General features: G+C 62.8%; 19 protein-coding genes and 1 pseudogene. 11 read left to right on the forward strand and 9 right to left on the reverse strand.

The features are described 5' to 3' along the window. Positions 1-15: 15 nt before the first annotated feature. Entirely contained in the window at positions 16-294 is a 279-nt protein-coding gene (locus LDL32_RS01875) for an Arc family DNA-binding protein (protein ID WP_233064160.1), read from the reverse strand. 111 nt (positions 295-405) lie between these two features. Here LDL32_RS01875 and LDL32_RS17965 point away from each other — a divergent pair, with 111 nt between their 5' ends. From LDL32_RS17965 to LDL32_RS01885, 3 genes are read left to right on the forward strand one after another with little or no spacing between them, the layout of a single operon-like run. Next, positions 406-576, forward strand: a complete 171-nt coding sequence (locus tag LDL32_RS17965) for an Arc family DNA-binding protein (RefSeq protein ID WP_370636732.1) — start codon at positions 406-408, stop codon at positions 574-576. Positions 577-587: 11 nt separating this feature from the next. Beyond that, on the forward strand, positions 588-887 hold the full coding sequence (locus LDL32_RS01880; protein WP_233064161.1) for a hypothetical protein: 300 nt from the start codon (positions 588-590) through the stop codon (positions 885-887). Then, the gene (locus LDL32_RS01885; RefSeq protein WP_233064162.1) at positions 884-1,744 is read left to right on the forward strand and encodes a phage antirepressor N-terminal domain-containing protein; all 861 of its coding nucleotides are present in this window, start codon (positions 884-886) and stop codon (positions 1,742-1,744) included. The genes LDL32_RS01880 and LDL32_RS01885 overlap by 4 nt, the downstream gene beginning before the upstream one ends. Positions 1,745-1,835: 91 nt before the next feature. On the opposite strand, the gene LDL32_RS01890 is transcribed toward LDL32_RS01885, so the two are convergent. Continuing rightward, complete coding sequence (locus LDL32_RS01890; RefSeq protein ID WP_233069002.1) at positions 1,836-2,312, reverse strand: hypothetical protein; 477 nt, start codon at positions 2,310-2,312, stop codon at positions 1,836-1,838. Between LDL32_RS01890 and LDL32_RS01895 the strand changes: the two genes are divergently transcribed. Both LDL32_RS01895 and LDL32_RS01900 read left to right on the forward strand, forming a co-directional pair. Then, positions 2,196-2,999 (forward strand): hypothetical protein, encoded by an 804-nt coding sequence (locus LDL32_RS01895; protein ID WP_233064163.1) that lies wholly within the window; start codon positions 2,196-2,198, stop codon positions 2,997-2,999. The genes LDL32_RS01890 and LDL32_RS01895 overlap by 117 nt on opposite strands. Further along, positions 2,996-3,619 (forward strand): hypothetical protein, encoded by a 624-nt coding sequence (locus LDL32_RS01900; RefSeq protein WP_233064164.1) that lies wholly within the window; start codon positions 2,996-2,998, stop codon positions 3,617-3,619. The genes LDL32_RS01895 and LDL32_RS01900 overlap by 4 nt, the downstream gene beginning before the upstream one ends. 75 nt (positions 3,620-3,694) lie before the next feature. Here the strand turns inward: LDL32_RS01900 and LDL32_RS01905 are convergent, their stop codons facing one another. From LDL32_RS01905 to LDL32_RS01915, 3 genes and pseudogenes are all read right to left on the reverse strand, one after another. Beyond that, complete coding sequence (locus tag LDL32_RS01905) at positions 3,695-4,663, reverse strand: ribonucleotide-diphosphate reductase subunit beta (protein WP_233064165.1); 969 nt, start codon at positions 4,661-4,663, stop codon at positions 3,695-3,697. 449 nt (positions 4,664-5,112) lie between these two features. Continuing rightward, positions 5,113-5,466 (reverse strand): annotated as a pseudogene (locus LDL32_RS01910) (TonB-dependent siderophore receptor); the annotation flags it as partial. Between the two features lie 198 nt (positions 5,467-5,664). Beyond that, positions 5,665-7,377, reverse strand: coding sequence for a carbohydrate porin (locus LDL32_RS01915; protein WP_233064167.1), 1,713 nt, complete (start codon positions 7,375-7,377; stop codon positions 5,665-5,667). 362 nt (positions 7,378-7,739) lie between these two features. Between LDL32_RS01915 and LDL32_RS01920 the strand changes: the two genes are divergently transcribed. Continuing rightward, positions 7,740-8,900: an ATP-binding protein gene (locus LDL32_RS01920; protein ID WP_233064168.1), complete on the forward strand. Its 1,161-nt coding sequence runs from the start codon at positions 7,740-7,742 to the stop codon at positions 8,898-8,900. Positions 8,901-9,054: 154 nt separating this feature from the next. On the opposite strand, the gene LDL32_RS01925 is transcribed toward LDL32_RS01920, so the two are convergent. After that, complete coding sequence (locus LDL32_RS01925) at positions 9,055-9,960, reverse strand: LysR family transcriptional regulator (protein WP_233064169.1); 906 nt, start codon at positions 9,958-9,960, stop codon at positions 9,055-9,057. A gap of 121 nt (positions 9,961-10,081) precedes the next feature. Between LDL32_RS01925 and LDL32_RS01930 the strand changes: the two genes are divergently transcribed. The 3 genes from LDL32_RS01930 (at position 10,082) to LDL32_RS01940 (ending at position 15,163) form a co-directional block, all read left to right on the forward strand. Continuing rightward, the gene (locus LDL32_RS01930) at positions 10,082-11,809 is read left to right on the forward strand and encodes an NAD-dependent malic enzyme (protein WP_233064170.1); all 1,728 of its coding nucleotides are present in this window, start codon (positions 10,082-10,084) and stop codon (positions 11,807-11,809) included. Between the two features lie 88 nt (positions 11,810-11,897). Then, on the forward strand, positions 11,898-13,955 hold the full coding sequence (locus LDL32_RS01935; protein WP_233064171.1) for an FUSC family protein: 2,058 nt from the start codon (positions 11,898-11,900) through the stop codon (positions 13,953-13,955). Between the two features lie 245 nt (positions 13,956-14,200). Next, complete coding sequence (locus LDL32_RS01940) at positions 14,201-15,163, forward strand: LysR family transcriptional regulator (RefSeq protein WP_233064172.1); 963 nt, start codon at positions 14,201-14,203, stop codon at positions 15,161-15,163. A gap of 11 nt (positions 15,164-15,174) precedes the next feature. On the opposite strand, the gene LDL32_RS01945 is transcribed toward LDL32_RS01940, so the two are convergent. Together LDL32_RS01945 and alr are read right to left on the reverse strand one after the other, a co-directional pair. Continuing rightward, positions 15,175-16,431, reverse strand: coding sequence for a D-amino acid dehydrogenase (locus LDL32_RS01945; RefSeq protein WP_233064173.1), 1,257 nt, complete (start codon positions 16,429-16,431; stop codon positions 15,175-15,177). A gap of 34 nt (positions 16,432-16,465) precedes the next feature. Further along, positions 16,466-17,611, reverse strand: coding sequence for an alanine racemase (gene alr / locus LDL32_RS01950; protein ID WP_233064176.1), 1,146 nt, complete (start codon positions 17,609-17,611; stop codon positions 16,466-16,468). 143 nt (positions 17,612-17,754) lie between these two features. Here alr and LDL32_RS01955 point away from each other — a divergent pair, with 143 nt between their 5' ends. Then, positions 17,755-18,198 (forward strand): Lrp/AsnC family transcriptional regulator, encoded by a 444-nt coding sequence (locus LDL32_RS01955; protein WP_233064178.1) that lies wholly within the window; start codon positions 17,755-17,757, stop codon positions 18,196-18,198. A gap of 122 nt (positions 18,199-18,320) precedes the next feature. On the opposite strand, the gene LDL32_RS01960 is transcribed toward LDL32_RS01955, so the two are convergent. Further along, the gene (locus LDL32_RS01960) at positions 18,321-19,133 is read right to left on the reverse strand and encodes an MIP/aquaporin family protein (protein WP_233064179.1); all 813 of its coding nucleotides are present in this window, start codon (positions 19,131-19,133) and stop codon (positions 18,321-18,323) included. Between the two features lie 442 nt (positions 19,134-19,575). Between LDL32_RS01960 and glpD the strand changes: the two genes are divergently transcribed. Beyond that, a complete protein-coding gene (glpD, locus tag LDL32_RS01965; RefSeq protein ID WP_233064181.1) occupies positions 19,576-21,138 on the forward strand; it encodes a glycerol-3-phosphate dehydrogenase in 1,563 nt (520 codons plus the stop codon). Positions 21,139-21,203 lie beyond the last annotated feature (65 nt).

Here is a 21,203-nt window from a genome sequence, read left to right on the forward strand (position 1 = left end):
CTTCGAAATCAGATGCTAATCTTTCCGTTTGGAAGATAAAAAGTCCTGGAGATCGGTTTTCATTGCAGCCAAATCACTATCAACTTTGGCGTAAAATGGTCGAATGGCTTCTTCGATGAGCGTATCTAACCGCGCTCTTGCCTTATCTTCATGCAGAACCATTCCACTCTTCGCCAATTCAATGCAGGAAAGAATTTCCGCATTGATCGATCGGTTATTGGCCTTCGCCTTTTCTTCGACCCACTCTTTCAAATGGCGAGGAATCCGCAGGCGGAAATGTGCATCGTCGGACATGACGCAAGAATGACGCATTTTGCGCTTGACCTCAATGACGCTATTTGGCACACAAAAGAGGCATGACGCATTTCGCGTCATTTATGAGAGGGAGATATGGAACAAGACCACATGCGGTTACGCTTGCCGAAGCAACTTAAAGAGTGGGTGAAAGCATCCGCAGAGAGAAATCACAGGAGCCAGAACGCTGAAGTCCTGTTCTGGCTATCGCACGCAGCGCAAACAGAAAAGGCATCAGGGTCCGGTTTGGCGACTTCCCCTGATGCCTCTCACGCTGAATAAGGAATACAGCTATGCAGAAACGTAGCACTTCAAAAAACTATAGTCCAGTCATTCAGAACCTGCGCGACAGCGTTCTTACGATAGATACTTATGTCCAGATTGGGCATCGTATTGGCCTTTCATGTCATGCTCAGGGAAGAAGGCCCCTTGATCTCCACGGTCCAGTTGAAGGCGCAGCGTTTGCCATCGCTGAAATGGCGAAGATTTCCGGAATCAAAACAGAAGATGCCATGAGGATCGCGGCGGCGATGGCGGACTCTGCTATGCGTGCATTTGAAGAAGCGGAAGAAGCTAAGGGAAGCGTGGCATGACCCAGCAGATCACGACAATCGACTTCCACGGTTCAAACCTTATCGCGATCCCCGGAGATCGTCCCGAAACCGCACTTGTTGCGATGAAGCCCGTTGTTGAAGGGATGGGGCTGAAATGGGAAAGGCAGAGGGAAAAAATCCAGTCGCATCCTATTCTTTCATCTGCCCCCTCCATTCAGGGGGTGCAGATGCCGGGAGACGATCAGGAACGTCAGCATCTCTTTATGCCTCTGAACCGCCTTAATTTTTGGCTTGCAACCGTCAATCCCAATCAGATCAAGAACGAGGAAACCCGTGCCAAAGTCATCGATTACCAGACTGAATGCGCTGATGTCCTGTTCAACCACTTCTTCGGCAAGGCCATTGCATCGGGCGCTCATCTGACTGCCCAACAGGTCGGCGGCATCGTCAAGTCCGGCCTCGGTAAGATGCACCGCGAGATCATGGCCGAAATCCGTGCTGAACTGAAAAACGAACTGACGCCTATTCTGCAAAATGTCCGGATCACCCACCAGGCGGGCGCATCAGCCGTGACAGACAAGACGGCGAAGGAATGGCTTGACCAGTATGGGTGCGTGCAGAAGGGGCGTGGTAAGGTTGTCCTCAAGGTCAGCAATGCCCTGCGTGCCTTGGCCAATAAGATGGGCACACCACTGTTACGCTGCGCCCGCACAGGAACGTGGCTGTTCCCCTACACCATCGCTATTCCCTTTATGGAGGGGCAGGGAAAGGCCATTATCCGCATGCACAATGACTTCATCCAGTTGGGCCAGCGTCCTATCCCAATGGAGAAGGCTGTCAAGGGAGGGTCAGTAACTGCCCCTTTCGCGAAATCCCCGGAGCCAGCGGCAACGTAGCGCAGGAGGATACCGTCAGTGGCCATTGCCCGGAAGACGAGGAACTCCTGATCTGGATAGAAAATTGTGAAGGATGGGAACGCGCCCTGTCTCACAGGCCGAATGACGCACAGGCAAGGTGGTCGCGGAATGACTGTATCCTGCGCATTCGGACGCGGATCGGGCGCAAGAAGGGTGTCGAACAGACCCGATGCATCTTCCTGCGCAAGCGGGGGATTAGTGTGGAGCCTATAGAGCTTCGCCCCGTGCCACACAGGCAGATTGCATAACCACAAGGCGGTTCTTCGGAGCCGCCTTTTTTATTGGAATACACCATGACAAAACGCTTCCTCGGGTGCCTGCTTCTGGCGGCCATTTTTCTTTCAGGCTGCTCGACATACAGGGATTGCCGATCTGAAAACATTCCCAAGGGCCAGTGCATTTTTGTAACAATTTTTGAGAACATCCAGCCATGATCAATCGCAAGCTTGGCTGCCGCCCGGCTGAACACCGGCCCGGCCAGCCGCATCTGTCCGTCATGCGGGGCTTCTGCGCCCGGCAGGCTCCGCCACGCCTGATCCGCGACCATATCGACCCACACCCGGCAATGCTCGGCAATGACACTCTGGGGGATTGCACTTCCGCCGGGATCGGTAATCACCTACATGCCACCGGCGCACTGGCTGGTTTTGATGTCAGTGGCATCACGACTGACGCCGCTGTGCGGTTCTATTCCCTTTCCACCGGGTATGTGCCCGGCAACCCCACCACGGACAACGGCGGCGTGGAGGTGGACGTTCTGACGACCGCCCTGCGTGATGGCTATGCGCTGGCTGACCAGACGCTTTATCCGATCTGGGGCAGCGCCGATCCGGGCGACCTGAACGGGGTCCGCAACATCGCCGCGGGCCTGTCTGCCGCCTATCTGGGCGTGCAGCTTGCCCAGTCCGATATGTGGGAAGATGAAGATGGGAACCTCGCGCCTGTATGGGATACGCAAACGCCTATTGGGCATGGCGACACGACGCCGGGCAGCGCGGGCGCCCACTGCCTACTTCTTTGGGACTACGCTGGCACGGCTGACACGGATTTGGTCACGCTTCTGACTTGGGGAAGCAAGCAGAAGGCAACATGGCGATGGGTTCGGTCCCGCATCATGGAGGCGCATGGTCTGGCGTGGGGCCAACTGCACGCGCCGGGTGGCCTGTATCCGGATGGTTATGACTGGGATGCGCTGGTTGCGGCCAACGACGCATACCTGCGGGGTGCGGCATGAACCGGGGCGACTGCGCGGCATTCCTGTTCGCTTGCATGGTTGGTCTGTCGGGATGCGCTGTCCACCCAGACCGCGTTGCAACCACTATCCCGCAGGCCATGGCAAGCATCCAGTCCAGTCTGGCACAGGCCGGGGTGGTATCGGTATCGCACGCGGGCGATTGGACCGAGGATCAGGACGTGCTGTTCGTCCGCGCCGTCCGTTCGGCACAGTGCAGTCAGGGCCGGGACGACCCGGTGGTGGGCACGATTGCGGGCGATGTGACGCTGCAACTCTCCGGACAGTTCGCGCAGGGTGGTCAGTTCAGCGTGGGCGCGATTACGACAGCACCTACCTTCGGCATTCAGGGCGATGCAAGTCGAACGCGCGGCCAGACGATAAGCCTGCCAGTGTCCTATGCGCCCCTGTCATCCATGCCTGACGTGGAGATGGGCAGGCAGATTGGCTATGAGGCATCCATGTTCGCGCAAAACGATGACGCCCGGCACGCCGAGGCCAAGCGCCTGATCGCTGATCGTGAGGCCCTGCGGGGGAGGGTGCAGGCGCTGATTGATACCTGGACCGCTGGCGAGTGTGTCAGGCATGAGCCTGACGTGCCGTTCGTAGGCGCGCGGCGATGATCTGGCGCTGGCTACACCGGTTGTTCTGTTTGCGGAGAGGGTGCCGGAAGGGGTGACCGGAAATCCCCGGTCACCTCACACGAACGCCTCATCCCAAGTCCCCTGAGTAGCCCCGCGGCTATACTCCGTCGCCCGGTTCTCAAAGAAGTTGGCGTGTTCCACCGCGTTCATCATTTCGTCAATCCACGGCAGGGGATTGCTGGGCACGTCATAGATCGGGGCTAGTTCCAGACCGATCAGACGCCGGTTGGCAATGAAGCGGATATACTGCTTGACCTCGGCTGCCGTCAGACCCTTCACCGGCCCCATGCGGAAGGCCAGGTCGATAAACCGGTCCTCGTTCTCCACAATTTCACGGCAGGCCAGATGGATCGCGTCGGCCACAGCGGGCTTGTCGATCTGGTGGCCGAACTCCTGCATGTAGGTCTTGAACAGGCGCGTGATGCTCTCGACGTGCAGACTCTCGTCACGCACGGACCATGTCACGACCTGCCCCATGCCCTTCATCCGGTTGTGGCGGGGGAAGTTCAGTAGCATGGCGAAGGACGCGAACAACTGTAGCCCCTCTGTGAACCCGGCGAACACGGCCATGGACAGCGCCGTATTGTGGTGGTCATCCATGTTGAACCGCTGCAAAAACTCATGCTTCGCGGCCATTTCCTCGTATTCAAGGAAGGCGGCATACTCGGTTTCCGGCATGCCGATGGTATCCAGTAGGTGACTATAAGCCGCCTGATGGATCGATTCCATGTTCGTGAACGCCGACAGCATCATCCGCACTTCGGTCGGCTTGAAGCGGGGCATATACAGGTCGATATAGGCGTTCTCGACCTCGGTATCCTGCTGGGTGAACAGGCGGAAAATCTGCGTGACTAGATATTTTTCTGTCTCGGACAGGTTGTTATTCCAGCCCTTCACGTCATCCCCAAGGGGGATTTCCTCGGGCAGCCAGTGCAGGGACTGCTGGGTTTTCCATGCCTCGAACGCCCACGGGTAGCGGAAGGGCTTGTAGACCGGGCTGGGCGTAAGAAGGGTCTGTGTCATGTTCATTCCTTGCAGACGAAAACGGCAGGAACCCGAAGGCCCTGCCGTTCTGTGCCAGATTGCTGCGGGCCGGGCTTGATACCGGCTACGGCGTCGGGCTCACCCGATATTCGCACGTTGCTTTCGCATCCTAAATGTCACGTTTCCCAAGCGCATCGGGCTGACCTCATTAGGGGCGCGGCATGTCCATCCACGCTGCCACAGCATCTGGAACCTGAAACTGGTGCGGGGCTTCCACCCGCCGCGACCCGAGGGCCTCTAGAAATGCGGTGCTGCGACGGCCATTTCGCCCGGATCACCAATTGGAGATGGCCCGTCGCAGCGGGGTGATTATAGGCGTTGGATGGCAAAAGTACAGGGATATTTTGCATTCAAACCGTCTATCCGTTCCCCGGAAACTTAGAAAGTTGTCTTAGTAAGTATATGTTTTATATACGTTTTGTATAATGCTGCATCAGGATCTGCGGCACCACGTTCACGTTCTGCGGCGTGTGCATGGCATCCTGCGGCATGCGGCTCAGGCCGATGGATTCATGCAGCACGTTCATCGGTGAGGCCGTGACAAGGGTCGTGTCGTGCGAGGTGTCGGATGAATGGTTGTACACATCCGGCGCGGCCGTATCCGTGTCCCTTGCCGGGGCTTTGTCCGATGCCCTGACGCTTTGGGCCGCGCCGTCGGTTTTCCGGGCGGGGGCGGAAGGGTCCTGCGCCGCCTGCGCGCCCGTGGCGGCGCAGGCAAGCGCCATGCTGGCGCCAAGCAGGGAGAAGGGTCGTAGTCTGGGGCGGATGATCTTGTTCGTCATTGTTGCAACAGCCTCTTAATTGCAGAATATTGCGATACATATTTTGATAATTAATCGCAACTGACATCGGAACGGATATTCATGGCTGTCACATAAATGCAACAAATTCGCATTCTCATTTTTGGCGAATGCGAGAAAAACCCTGCATGAGCCATCATGCAGGGCTGTTATGCGTTTTGTGGAATATTACGGCGGGAATCAGAGATTGGCGATAATCTTCAGCCCCACCAGCGCCGCGTTGGGGATGTGCTTTGTCTCACCCGGACGGATCATGTATTCGAACTCGGGCTGCACCAGCATGCCCGGCAGGGCGTCGATCGCGTAATAGGCTTCTATGATGTGGGAGTCCGTCTGCGGTGCGCGCACCGCGGTGCCCAGCGAATAACCGGCCTCATAACGCAGGATCTGCCCTTCCTCTTTGCGGTGGCTGACATGGTACCATGAATACATGATGCCCACCCGGTCCGTCACGCGCGATGGAATGACCCCGGCAAAGGACAGGCCACCATAGGCCTGATCCGAAATCGAGGTCACATGCGGGGTGTTGTGGATGTAGCCCGCCATCAGGTAACCGCCCGCCATCTGGTTGCGCCCGCCCCGGCGGTAGACCATCTGATCACCTTCGAACCAGAACATGTCCATCGGGGCCGAACGCCGGTGGCCCGCGGCGGTGGTCAGGGCGGCGGGCAGGCCGATGCCGATCTGGTCGGGGTAGCGTGTCGTGTCATGTGCGTAGCCCAGCACATAATGGCCCGGCAGGCGGTTGCGGGTCAGGAACGGCTGCCACGTGAACTCGACAGGCAGCATGAGACCGGTGGCTTTCTCCGCCCCCCATGCCCAGCCGCTGGGGTTGTCGGACAGGGCGCTGACCGAATAGGCGCCAAGCTGGATGGCGGTGTCACGCGTGGGGCGCATGCGGATGCGGCTGCCCCATGTGGCCTTTGGATACACGCTGAAGCCGGGGTCGAGCTTGAGCGCCACGGGGGCCGAGCACGTGACCATGAACGAACACAGCAGGGGCGATGTTGCGAACACATGCGTCAGCGCCATGCGGCCAAAGGTGATGTCCAGCCGGTTGTCGAGCAGTTTCTTCTCGGCATAGAAATCCACCAGATGCGCCACCACATTGCCCGACAGGCCATAGACTTCCTGCAGGTTGACGTAATATTCCCCCACGCGGTCATGACTTACGGCGTGGCCTGCGCGTTCCATCACCAGCGTATGGACGGACCAGCCCTTCATGCCGGCCATCTTTTCCAGGTCGAAGTTCACCTGTGCGGTCAGTTCGTGCACGTAGCTCATGCCACGTTCCACCCCGCCATTGATCACGCCCATGGCCTCGCCCTTGTAGGTAAAGGCAAAGCTCACCCCATGGTCACGCAGCCTGTCGCGCAGGGGGGTGAGCTGCGGCACCAGGTGCCCGCTCCCGGCGGTCGGCACGTAGTACGGGTCTTCCAGGTCGGAATCATGCTGTGCATCCACCCATGCGGGCAGCAGGCCCGACGGGCCTTCGTGGCGGGTCAGGGCATCAAGTTCGATCTTGTGGAATGCCCTGCTGTCACCGGGGCTGCTGACCGGGCCGACACTTATTGTCGCAAGCCCCGCCGATGGGTACACAGGCACCCCGCTGGGCGGAATGGGCGTGTTGGGCGGACGGCGGATCGCTTCGGGCGTGGGGCCAAGATGTTCGGCATCAAGCGTGTTGAGGCTGATCTGTGATGCGGGTGGCGCGGGTATGGCCGGTACCGCATTGACCGAAACGAGCGAAGGCACCGCCCCCGTGGGGGTAATCTGCGCGTGCGCCACGTGCAGTGGCGTGGTGGCCATGCCCGTGGCCAGCAGCCATCTGCAGGTGTGGGAAAGCATATGGCGCGCACGCCCGTGATGGGCATGCCGGGTCTGTCTGGTCATGTCTGTCGGTTTTCTCGTGGCCCGGTCGCCAGTGGCGGGGCATGAATACGCGGCATGGATGCCGGCGGGATGGGGGCCGTGTTCTCAGCGGGGAGCGGCCAGCCGGACGGAACGGGAAAAGACGACAGGCGCCACGACGGGCGGGACCGGGCTGATCATGATTTTTCCAACCATTGTTCTTGTTTTTTATGACTGCGAGTGATGGGGTAAAATTATCAAAAAGTCAAATCATACATAATTATATTAATTTTGCGCCGCACAAATTGTAATATTATTTCAAAAATCATTCTCCTTTCCGTCATTCCGACATCATGGTATCGCCCGTGGCAGGCCGTGCGGCAGGTCAGGGATGGGGGAATGGTGTGACGGCGCTTGTTCTGCTTGTGGTTGGCGTGGTCGTGGGCATGCTGGGTACGTGGTCTGTCCTGAACCGGCACAGGGTGGCGCAGCGGCTGCCCTATTACCCCGTCGCGCGCGCGGCAGCCGACCCCATGGCTGGCGCGGATGAGGATTCGGTCAGGGTGGATGACCTGCCGGTGGCGCTGCTTGTGCTGGCGCGTAATGGTCGCCTGCTGCATGCCGGCGCCCGCGCACAGGGCGAATTTGCCGAAGGGCTGGGCACCATGATCCGCCATCCCGCCCTGCAGCGCGCCGTAAGCGAACTGCAGCCCGGCAGTGTTACCGATGTCCGGATCGAGGCGGACGTGCCGGTAAGGCGCGTGGTACAGGCTTTTGTAAAGGCGGCGCCGTGGCACGGGCAGCCTGCCTGCGTGGTCGTGCTGCTGGACGCCACGGCACGCGACGCGCTGGATCGCGCGCGCAGTGACTTTGTAGCCCATGCCAGCCACGAACTGCGCACACCGCTTGCCGCCCTGATCGGCTTTATCGAGACATTGCAGGGCCCCGCTGCGCATGATGCAGTGGCGCGGCAGAAATTCCTTGGCATCATGGCGCGGCAGGCAGGCCGTATGCAGCGCCTGATTGACAGGCTGCTCTATCTGTCGCGGGTGCAGATGCTTGAGCACCAGCGCCCGCAGGGACAGATGGTGGTGGCCGACCTGCTTGGCCGTTTCAGGGATGAACTGCAGGGCAAGCCGGCGGAGGAACGCGCGGCACTGGTTGTCCAGCCCGCCCCGCCAGGCACGTTGCGGGGTGATGCGGACCAGATCCTGCAGGTCCTGGTCAATCTGTGCGAGAACGCCCTGCGTTACGGCAGGCCACAGCCCCCTGCCGTGGCCTGTATCGAGATCGGGGCACGCTGGCTGGAAACGGGCGGCCTGCTTCTGTCCGTGCGCGATAACGGGCCGGGCATCGAATCCAGGCACCTGCCGCGCCTGACGGAACGGTTCTACCGTGTAACCCAGGCGGGCGGGCGCAACACCGGCGATCAGGGCACGGGGCTTGGGCTGGCCATCGTGCGCCATATCGTTGACCGCCATGGTGGCCGGCTGGACATAACCAGCACACCGGGGGAAGGCACCTGCTGCACGGTCTGGCTGCCCGGCCAGCCGCCCGAGGCATAGCCCCGCGCACGGGGGAACGGCATCCGCCATTATCGGACACGATGAGTATGGCGGGTTCTTCCTCCCCGCCTGTCAGCCGCGATGCGCCCGGCAGGCCGGATGGCGGTGGCAGGGGGATGCGCCGTGCCCGGCCCGCCGGCCCCGTGTGGCCCGCTTACACGTCAAAATAGTTACGGCGCAGTTCCCGGCGTACGAAGTCAAGGAAGAAGCGCGTGCGCGGCGGCAGATGCGTGCGGGAGGGAAAGACGGCGTACAGCGTCACATCCTCCCATGTATAGGTGCTGAGACATTCGATCAGCCGGCCGCATTTCAGGTCATCGGCAATGTCCCACAGCACTTTCAGCGCAATGCCACGCCCGCTGACCGCCCAGTCATGCACCACTTCGCTGCTGGATGTGGCCAGCCGGGGGATGATATGGATTTCCTTGCGGGTCTTGCCGTCAAAATACACCCATTCATTGAATATGCGCTGGCGGCGGATCAGGCAGATGCAGTCATGCTTGAGCAGGTCATGCGGGGTGGCGGGCAGGCCCCTGCGCGCGCTGTATTCCGGTGAGGCACAGACCACGCGGCGGCTGTTGAGCAGGCTGGTGGTCATGACTTCCTGGTCCGATGGCATGCCGGGGCGGATGGCGATGTCCAGCCCGTCGTCAATCACATCCAGCCCGGCATCGGACAGGGTCAGGTGCACGGTCACGTCCGGGTACTGTTCCACAAACGTGGCGACGACCCCGGCCAGCATCTTGCGTCCGATTTCGGACGGAACCCCCACGCGCAGCAGCCCGTGCGGGCTGTCGGCGCGGGCGGTCAGTTCGGCTTCGGCTTCCTCCACATCGTGCATGATGCGCACGGCGCGTTCATGCAGGCGCTGGCCTTCCGCCGTCAGCGCGAAATGGCGTGACGTGCGGGTGACAAGCCGGGTGCCCAGCCGGGCTTCCATCGCGCTTAGCCGTCGGCTCATGGCGGCGGGGGACAGGCCCATGGCACGCGCGCAGCCCGCAATGCTGCCCGCTGCCGCAAGGATGCAGAAGAACTTCAGGTCACTGATCTCGTTGGGCATGCGGGCGGCAGTCCATGATTGCGTGGGGCGTACGGTTGGCGTGCAGCCACATGCTCTACACGAATATGTGCGAATACGTATCCTGCGTGTTCTCTGAAGTTATTACAATGTCGGGTTCCTGATGTCGGATACAGCATATTCCCCGGGTCATGTGCCCCTTTGCACGGCCCTGCATGGCAGGGAACTGCTGGATAATCCCGTGCTGAACAAAGGGAATGCATTCGACAGGCGCGAACGTGACCTGTTCGGACTGCATGGCCTGCTGCCGGCCCATGTCGAGACGCTGGCCGGGCAGGTTGAACTGGCCTGCGCACGACTGGCGGCCCTGCCGGACAATTTTGCGCGACACATTGCGCTGCGCGAAATCCAGGACCGGAATGAAACCCTTTTCTATGCCATTGTCGAGCAGGGGCTCGAGAAATGGCTGCCCATCATCTACACGCCCGCCATCGGTCGGGCCTGCCAGCAGTTCAGCCATATCTGGACCCGCCCGCGCGGTCTGTTCCTGAACTTCACGGACCGGGGGCGCATTGCCGAAATCCTGGCCAGCCCGCAATGGGATGACGTGCGCGTGATCGTGGCGAGCGACGGCGGCAGCATCCTGGGCATAGGGGACCAGGGGGCCAACGGCATGGGCATCCCCATTGGCAAGCTGTCGCTCTACACGGCCTGTGGTGGACTGGACCCTGCATACGCGCTGCCCGTGCTGCTGGACGTGGGCACGGATAACGAAGCCCTGCTGGCCGACCCCGAATATATCGGCTGGCGGCACAGGCGCGTGCGTGGCGTGGAATATGATGCCTTCATTGCGGAATTCGTCACCGCCGTGGCCGCCCGCTGGCCTGCCATCGCCCTGCATTGGGAGGATCTGCCCGGCGCCGATGCCCTGCGCATCCTGCGGCGCTACCGCGATGGGATGTGTACCTATAACGATGACATACAGGGCACCGCCGGCGTGGCTGCGGGTGCGCTGCTGGCCGCGATCCGGGCCGGGGCCGCGCCGCTGGCGGAACAGCGCATTGTCATCTTTGGCGCGGGCGGCGCGGGTTGCGGCATTGCCGACCTGCTGGCCCGGATGATGATGGTGGACGCGGGCATGACGGCGGCGGATGCCCGCAGGCGGTTCTTCATGGTCGATGTCGATGGTCTTGTCCGCCATGGCATGGACAAGATGACCGAGGGGCAGCGCCCCTTTGCCCGGCCCGCCGACATCGCGGCGGGCTGGCAGGTGGCGGATGGGGCGCATGTCACGCTGGCCGAAGTGGTGGCGCATGTGCGGCCCACCACGCTGATCGGCACATCGGGGCAGGGCGGGGCGTTCACGCGCCAGATCGTGGAATCCATGGCGCAGCACGTGACCCGGCCAGTCATCTTCGCCCTGTCGAATCCTACGGCCAATATCGAGGCCACGCCTGCCGACCTGCTGGAATGGACCGATGGCCGCGCCATCATCGGCACGGGCGGTCCGTTCACGCCGGTGACCCATGCGGGCCGCCCGCGCCCGGTGGACCAGATCAACAATTCCTATGTCTTCCCCGGCGTGGGGCTTGCGGTCGTGGCCGGTGGCATTACGCGCATGACTGATGGCATGTTCCTTGCCGCGGCCCGTGCGCTGGCCGGTCTTTCCCCCGCGGGCGGGGCGCAGGGTGGGGTGGACGCACCACTGCTGCCGCCCGTGTCCGGGCTGCGCACCGTCGCCATGGCGGTGGCCTGCGCCGTGATCCGGCAGGGACAGGCGGAAGGTGTGGCCCCGGCCATGTCTGACACGGATGTCGAAGCCGCCCTTGCCGCTGCCATGTGGCGGCCCCGCTACCGCCCGTATGAACGCAGGGAACACAGCAGCACCTGATCCGCCCGTCACTACGCCCGGAACGACAGATCACGCCCCCTGCGGGCGCGGACCATGTCCGCCATGCCGACACGACGGACAGGAGTATATGGATATTTCCCGCTTTGTGCCCGCCCCCATGGCGGGCGTGGCCATGCTGCGCTGGCTGTTCTGCCCTGCGCCACAGGCGGTGGGGTTTGCGCTACGTAACACGCTGGCATCCCTCATCGCGCTGGCCATCGCGCTGTGGATGGAACTGGACAGCCCGCAATGGGCGGTGGCCACGGTCTGGTCGGTGGCCCAGGTACGCCGGGGGGAGAGCATGTCCAAGGCGCGGTGGCGCATCGTGGGCACGCTGGCGGGGGCGGTGGCGGCGGTGGTGTTCATCGGCGCCTTTCCGCAGCAGTCCTGGCTGTTTTTTCCTGCCGTGGCGACATGGATCGGGCTGTGCAGCTTTCTGGCCACCTTCTGCCTGAACTTCCGTTCCTATGCGTTCGTGCTGTCGGGCTACACGTGCTCCATCATTGCGGTTGCTGCGGCGTCGGCCCCCGATAACGTGTTCTTTATCGGCATCTCGCGCGCGACCTACATCGTGCTGGGGGTCGTGTGCGAGGCCGCGATCGCCATGCTGTTCACGCGCAACCTCTCCACGCGTGCGCAGGCGACCATGGTGGGGCAGGTGGAAGGCGTCCTGCGTCACCTGGCCGTCCTGCTGCGTGAAATCGTGCTGCATGAGCGTGACACGCTGGTCCATGCCGGTGAATTCTCTGACATGCTGGTTTCGGTCCATCAGGGTCTGGAATTCCCGGCCATCGAGATGGGGCGGCAGGTACGAGCCGGCGATCATGCCCGCGCCGTGCTGGCGGATGTGTCCATTCTCGTCACCCGTCTTGTCGGCCTGTCCGGCGGGGCGGAACGGGCCATGCTGGCCGATGACGGGGCGCTGGCCGACACGCGGGGCCAGCTGCTGCACCTGTGTGACCGGCTGGCCGTCGCCCGGCTGGCCGAAGGCGCGCTGGAAGGCATGAATGATCAGGTCGTGCACCTGCGCACGCTGTTCGCGCGGCGGGCCGGGACCGGCGGGCAGGAGATGGCGCGCATCACCCATGGCGTGCTGGCGGCCGCCATGGATGACCTGGAGGATGCGCTGGCGCATTGTCACGCCATCTGCACCCCGCCGGCGCATGACCGCTTCCGCTTTCATCTGGGTGGGCACCGCGATATCCGGCTGGCGTTCCATAATGGCCTGCGCGGGGCCATTGCCATCATGCTCGCGGCCCTGGTGTACGAGGTCACGGCCTGGCCCGGTGGCATGGGTTTCATTGCCATTACCACACTTGTCTGCGGCCTGTTCGCCACGCGGGAGAACCCGGTGGTGGGAACCACGCGTTTCCTGTCGGGTGCCGTGTGGTCCGCCGTGGCGGCGGGCTTTCTTGACCTTGGTGTCCTGCCTTATCTGAGTGATTATGAAGAATTCGCCTTCGTGCTGGGCATATTCCTGTTCGTGGGTGGTCTGGCCAAATGCAACCGGGGCACGGCGGGGGCGGCGGCCGCGTACGGGCTGCTCATGCCCAACCTGCTCATGCCCGGCAACCAGAGCCGGGTGGATGAGGTGCTGTTCCTCAACACCGCGCTGCATACGGTGCTGGCGGTGGGGTTGAGCGTGCTGGTGTTCCGCCTTGTCCTGCCTTTTCGCGCGCGTGATGAGCGGCTGCGTTTTGGTGTGTATATCCGTGGTGAACTGCGGCGGCTGTGCGTTATGCCGCTGCCGCCTTCGCCACAGTGGTGGATCGGGACCAGCGTGGACCGGATCGGTCGCATGGTGCGGCACGCGGCGCAGGCGGGTGACCATGCGGCGGTAGGCGGCATCCGGCTTATGCTCATGTTTTCTTCCATCGGGCTTAATATCCTGCTGCTGCGCCAGTTCAGGCGGGAGCGGCGTGATGCGGTATCGGATGTCATAACCGCGCTGCTGCGTGCGCTTGCGCGCTACAGGCCCGTCAGCCCGCGTGGCATTGCCATGGTGCGCGCCGCGCGCGGGCGGCTGGCGCGCATGGAACGGGCCGATCCCGGCAATGGCAGGCTGCTGGACGTACTCGCCTGTCTGGACGGTATCAGCCGCACGGCGGCGGCCTGTGTTGTCGCGATGGGAAGGGGGGTGGAGTGACATCCATTCCTGCCCCGCCTGCCGTCAGGCGCCACGTGCGAGGCGGACAGGGCGGGCTGCGTTCACATTTATCTGTCTTGCGCCACGGCGTACCGGCGGCCGTGACGGTAGGCAGGCGCGGACACCCATGATAGGGCAGGGAGAGCACCATCATCGGAGCATCATCCGACGGGTGGGTTGCATCCGCTTTTTCGTGATGGCCGGACCGGGTGCGCCCGGTTCGCAGGGGATTGAAGACGCAGGGCATGAGAAAAGGCTACGATCTCGACCTGCTGCGCAGCCTTCAGGTACTGCTTGAGGAGGAAGGGGTCTCCCACGCCGCCCGCAGGCTGAAAACGAGCGAGGCCGCGATGAGCCGCAGCCTTGCCAAGCTGCGCGTGGTTTTTGGCGACCCGATCCTGGTGGCATCGGGGCGGCGGATGGTGGCCACGTCCTTTGCGCTGGGCCTGCGCGAGCGGGTGCAGGCGCTGGTCACGGGGGCCGATGCCCTGCTGGAAGGGCAGGAAACGCCCGACCTGGCCGGGCTTTCGCCGCATTTTACCCTGCGGGCCAATGATCTGATCGTGGGTGCATTCGGTGCCGCGATCCTGACGGCGCTGCGGCATGAGTGCCCCGGCTGCGCCATCACCTTCGCGCCCGAGACGGATGAGGAACCCAGCGACGACCTGCGTGAAGGGCGGGTGGACCTGTATCTGGGCGCGACCGATGACATGCGGCCCGAAATCCGTCGGCAGAGCCTTTTCCCCACATCATTCCGTGCCCTTGTACGTGCGGACCACCCCATCCTGGCCGAAGGCGTCACCCCGGCCGCCATCGCGCGCTATGAACATATAAGCGTGTCGCGCCGGGGGCGGCTGCATGGCCCGATCGATACGGTAATGAAAGAGCGTTTCGGCCTGAAACGCCGCGTGGTCATGGTCGTGCCCACCTATTACGCCATGGTCGAGACCCTGCGCATGATGGACATGATCCTGCCGCTGCCGGGCATCGCCATCGACTACCTGCCCATCCGCTCCATGCATCTGGCAGAGTTCGAATTTCCCTTCCACCTGCCCCCCGTTCACACGTTCCAGGCATGGCATCCCCGGCGCGACAGCGACCCGGTGCACCGCTGGCTGCGTGGCACGGTCTACCGCGTGGTGCGCCAGCGCCGCGGGGCCCCGCCCGAAGGCTTTTCCCCCGTTTCGGCCGGTATCGCGGGCGCGTAGGCCAACAGCCGTTACTGTCCGTAGCGGACGATGCCCAGGTCCTCATGCGGGATGTCGGGCATGCGACCGGACATGATATCGGCCAGGACCTTTCCCGACCCGCACGCCATGGTCCAGCCCAGCGTACCATGGCCGGTGTTCAGGAACAGGTTGTCATGGCGCGTACGGCCGATGATGGGTGTGCCATCGGGTGTCATCGGGCGCAGGCCGGTCCAGAACCGTGCCGTCGGGATGTTGCTGCTGCCGGGGAACAGGTCGGTTACCGAATGTTCCAGCGTCTCGCGCCGGGGGGCGCGCAGCGTGGTGCTGAACCCGGCCAGTTCCGCCGTGCCGCCAGCGCGTACGCGGTTGCCCAGCCGGGTGATGCCGATCTTGAATGTCTCGTCCATGACGGTGGAGACGGGGGCCTGCTGTTCGTTGGTGATGTCGGCGGTCAGCGAATAGCCCTTGACCGGATAGATGGGCAGGTCCAGCCCCAGGTGGCGCACCATGGCCGGGGAATAGCTGCCCAGCGACAGGACATAGGAATCCGCGCGCATCGGGCCCCGGCTGGTTTCGATGCCGGTCACGCGGCCGCCTTCGGCCGTGATGGCGCGGATGCGGGTATCGTAATGGAAGGTGACGCCTGCATCCGCCGCCCTTGCCGCCAGACGCTGGGTGAACATGAAGGCATCCCCCGTTTCGTCACCGGGCAGGCGCAGGCCCCCTACGATCTTGTGCGCCGACGGACCCAGCCCCGGTTCGGCCTTCACGCATTCCGCGCGGGTCAGCAGTTCGTAGGGCACGTCATACTGTTCCAGCACGCGGATATCGCCCGCGATCCCGTCCATCTGCTTCTGCGTGCGGAAAAGCTGCAGGGTGCCCTGCTGGCGGTCGTCATAGGTCATGCCGGTGCTGGCGCGCAGGTCACGCATCATGTCGCGGCTGTATTCCGCAATGCGGACCATGCGGCCCTTGTTGCGGTCATAGGCGGCGGCATTGCAGTTCTCCAGCATCTGGACCAGCCATTTCCACAGATGCGGGTCGGGCATGGGCCAGAATACGAAGGGGCGGTATTTCATCATCAGCCACTTCAGGGCCTTGAACGGCACGCCCGGCCCCGCCCATGGGGAGGAATATCCCGGCGAGACCTGCCCCGCATTGGCAAAGCTGGTTTCAAGCCCGGATTCAGGCTGGCGGTCGACAACCGTAACCTCATGGCCTGCCTGCGCAAGGTACCATGCCGATGTAACACCGACGACACCGCTACCCAGAACGATGATTTTCATTGCAAATATGCCTTTTCTGGCAGGTGGGAACGCCTTACGCGGCCTGCGTCAGGTAAGCGCGGTGGAAACGCGCGCCGAGAGCTGTCAGCACCTCGTAGCCGATGGTGCCAGCGGAATGGGCCACGTCGTCCACGCTGCGGCGGGGGCCGATCATGTCGACATGCGTGGCCTGATCCAGCACGCTTTCGGGAACGGCGCTGACATCGACCGTGGTCGAATCCATCGAGATCCGGCCCAGGATCGGCAGGCGGTACGCATCCAGCCATGCACAGCCGCCGTTATTGGCCCCCTGGCGCAGGAAGCCATCCGCATAGCCGATGCCCAGCGTGGCGATACGGCGCGGCCCGGGGGCGCGCCATGTCAGGCCATAGCCCACGCCATCGCCCGCGCCGATGGTGCGTTTCTGCACGATGCGGGCGCGCAGCCGTACTGTGGGGTGCAGCGGGTTGGGGCCGTCGGCATTGGGGGCCAGCCCGTACAGGGCCGCACCGGGCCGCACAAGGTTGAAATGATAGTCCACCCCAAGGAAAATGCCCGATGAGGCCGCAAGCGCCAGCGGAGCCGCGGGCAGCCGGGCGGCCATGGCGTGCAGCCTGTCGCGCTGCATGGCATTGGCGGGGCTGGCAGGTGTGTCGGCACAGGCAAGATGGCTCATGACCAGTTGCGTCCCGATCCCGTCCAGCAGGGCAGGCCGGGCGGCCAGGACCGCCACATCCGCATCCGACAGGCCGAAGCGCGACATGCCGGTATCAACCTGCAGGGCGGCGGGCAGGGGCCTGCCCATCTGTGCGGCATGCCCGCACCAGCCGGCGATCTGCTCCATGCTGTTGAGCACGGGCAGCAGGGCATGGCGGGTGAATTCAGCTTCCGTGCCGGGCATGGGCCCATGCAGGACAAAAATCGCCGCCGTGGCGCTGACATGGGGGCGCAGGCGCATGCCTTCTTCCAGATGGGCGACGAAAAAAACCTTTGCCCCCGCCCGTTCCAGCACCGGACCCACCCTGTGGGCACCCAGGCCATAGGCATCGGCCTTGACCACGGCGGCGCAGGTGGCCTGCCCGGTGCGTGCGTTGAGCAGGCGGTAATTGGCCGCGATGGCGCCCAGGTCTATTTCCAGCATTGCTCCGGCGCCTGGCGCGGCCCATCCGGCAGCGGACAGGGAAGAAGGCAGGTCGGTCATGCGCGGCGAACTCCGTCGTTCAGGGCGGGAACAGGACTGATCGTATGCGTGAGTGGATGAAATGTCCTGTCGTTCAATGCAATATTATGCAATTATGGGCCTGCAATACGCAATTATATGCGAAAACAAGCGGAAAATTCACCATGCCGTTCGACCGGATGACCGATGCCATATTGCGTAACCTCCGCCATGACGGACGCATGAGCAATGCCGACCTGGCGCAGCGGGTCGGCCTGTCGCCTTCGGCGTGCCTGAGGCGGGTACGCATGCTGGAAAGGGACGGGGTGATCCGTGGGTACCGCGCCCTGGTGGATGAGCGTTCGGTCCATGGCATGACCACCGTGATCGTGCACATCACGCTGGAACGGCAGACGGAGGAATGCCTGCGCCGGTTCGAGGCCCGCGTACGCGAATGCCCCGATGTGCGCGAATGCTATCTCATGACCGGCAATGCCGACTATCTTGTGCGCGTGGAAGCGCGTGATGCGGCCGATTATGAACGCATCCACAAGGAAGAACTCTCCCGCATGCCCGGTGTGGCGCGGATACAGAGCAATTTCGCCATCCGCACCGTGGTCCAGCGTTAGGGGGCATGTAACCCGTCATGTACCGTGTCGGCCATGGGGAGCGTGGCGCGTATTGTGATTGCGGGGGCCGTGGCCCGGGCCTGCTGCCGCCGGCGGGTTCCGGCGGCAGCATGGGGATGCGCTCAGGGTGCCGGGGGGATGACCGGCGCCGCATTGCGGGGAATGAACGGACGGACCAGGAACTGGTAGCAGCCCGCCCCCAGCACGCCGCCCAAGATGGGTCCGGCAATGGGTACCCACCAGAAATGATCGGGTGCGGGCAGGGCTGCGTCCCCCCATCCGGTCAGGAAGCAGAACAGCCGTGGCCCGAAATCACGCGCGGGATTGATGGCCCATGCCTCCAGATAACCCGAGCAGGCCCCGATGCTGGCGACCAGCAGGCCGATGATCAGGGCGCTGGAATTGGCCTGCGGGGCAACGGTGTTGTATTCGCATGTAACGGCGAAAATACCGAGTACCAGCAATCCGGTCAGGATCGTCTCATCCACGAAGGCATGCAGCGGGGTGACGAATTCCCCCGGATGGGTGAAGAACACGCCCGCCGCCCCGCCATCGGCGCGGGTCAGGCCATGCAACTGGTTGTAATGATCGATTACGGGCTGGTACAGCGTGTAGACCAGCATCGCGCCGATCATGCCCCCCAGCACCTGTGCCGCGCAGTATGCAGGTACCCTGCGCCACGGAAAACCCCGGTACAGCGCCAGCGCCACGGATACGGCGGGGTTGGCGTGCGTGCCCGATACGCTGCCCGTTATGTAGATGGCAATGGTCACGCCCAGCCCCCACACGATGCTGACCCCCCAGTAGGAGAGTTTGTACGGGCTCGGGTCATACAGTGTGTACATGGCGGCCACGGAATCGCCAATCAGCACGATGATGATGACCGCCAGGCATTCCGATATCAGTTCACCCAGGAATTGTCGGTTTTTCAGCATTTTAGCCCACTTTATTCTTTTATTATCATTTGATGGGAATGGGCTGTCCGGCTTCCGGCCTTTTTCCAGCCCTTCAATGTTCTTAAACGAACATGGGGGGCAGGGAAAGAGGGGCACGCGATTGTTAAGGCAAGAAGGTCTCCTTTTCCCATGTATTTCAATATATTTCATTTAACCTCTCCAACCTTTCCGATTCGGGTGGCGGCCTGGCCTGTTGGTACCGACCATTGACGGGGGCACGTTTCGGGTGCGACATGCGCGACTTCGCACATGCACAAAAATAAAGGGTCATATAAAGGGCAGGTAATGGCGAATTTATGGCTGGCCCGTTAACAGGAAGAATAGAAAATATTTTAGGGAAAGACAGGCGTCCCGTGCGCTTTCTCTCTTGAAGCGCGCACGATGTTCGTTTACGAACATCCGTATCAGGAGGAACATCCACATGGCGTCCATGGACGAAACATTCCGCTCCCCCCCCGTGCAGGGCAGTCCGTTCGACCTGCTGGTCGTGGGTGGGGGCGTCAACGGCACGGGCATCGCACGCGATGCCGCGGGACGGGGCGCATCCGTGCTGCTGGTCGAGCAGGACGATCTGGCCAACCACACATCATCCGCCAGCACCAAGCTGATCCACGGTGGCCTGCGCTATCTGGAATATTATGAATTCCGCCTGGTGCGTGAGGCGCTGATCGAGCGTGAGCGGCTGCTGCGCATCGCGCCGCACATCATCTGGCCCATGCGCTTCGTGCTGCCCTATACCCCGCAGGCGCGTCCGGCGTGGATGCTGCGCCTTGGCCTGTTCCTGTATGACCATCTGGCCCCCAACATGACGCTGCCCAAGTGCAAGTCGCTCGACTTCCGCACAAGTTCGGCGGGCAAGCCGCTCAATGGCAAGCTGGCGCGTGGTTTCGCCTATTCCGATGGCTGGGTGCAGGACAGCCGGCTTGTCGTGCTTAACGCCATGGATGCAAAAGCGCGCGGGGCCGACATCCGCACGCGCACCCGCCTGGTGCAGGCCCGGCGTGTGGATGGGCTGTGGGAAGCCGTGATCGAGAATACGCGCGATGGCAGCCAGCAGACCGTGCGGGCGAAAATCGTGGTCAATGCCGGTGGCCCATGGGTGAGCGAAGTGCTGCGCGAGCGTGCGAAGGTGGATTCCACCAAGAACGTGCGCCTGGTCAAGGGCAGCCACATCGTGGTGCCGCGCCTGTTTGACGGGCCGCAGGCCTATATCCTGCAGAACCCGGACAAGCGCATTGTCTTCGCCATTCCCTACGAGCAGAAATTCACCCTGATCGGCACGACTGACGTACCCTGGACGCAGGCTCCCGGTCATGTCGAGATCTCGCCCGAGGAAATCGGCTACCTGTGTGAAAGCGTAAGCCGCTACTTCACAAAACCCGTCACCCCCGATGACGTGGTGTGGAGCTATGCCGGCGTGCGACCGCTTTATGATGATGCGGCCAAGAACGCTTCCGCCGTGACGCGCGATTACGTGCTGGACGTGGACACGCAGGGCAACCAGGCGCCGATGCTTTCCATCTTCGGCGGCAAGATCACGACGTTCCGCCGCCTGGCCGAACATGCGATCGAGAAGCTCCAGCCCTTCCTGCCGGTCCTGTCCGCACCGGGCTGGACGGCGGACCGGGTGCTGCCCGGTGGTGACCTGGGTGAGGGCGGGTTCGAGGGCGCGCTGGGCCGCCTGGCGGCAAAGGCCCCGTTCCTTGATGCGCAGCTGTGCTGGCGGCTGGTGCGCAATTACGGTTCGCGTGCCGACATGATCGTGGGTGATGCCCGCAGCATGGCGGACATGGGCGAGCAGTTTGGCGCTGGCCTGACCGCGCGGGAGGTGGAATACCTGATCGCGCATGAATGGGCCCAGACGACCGAGGACATCCTGTGGCGTCGCTCCCGCCTTGGCCTGCACGTGACGGATGAGGACACGGCCCGGCTGGACGCCTACCTGCGCACCCGCCAGCCGGTTGCGGCGCGCGTGGCTTCGTAAGCATACCGGCCGCGGGCGTGCATGCCGCCCGCGGCCCAAACCCGTATCCGCCCGCATGGGCAGGA

The sequence above is a fragment of the Komagataeibacter sp. FNDCF1 genome (genome assembly GCF_021295335.1).
Lineage (GTDB): Bacteria > Pseudomonadota > Alphaproteobacteria > Acetobacterales > Acetobacteraceae > Komagataeibacter.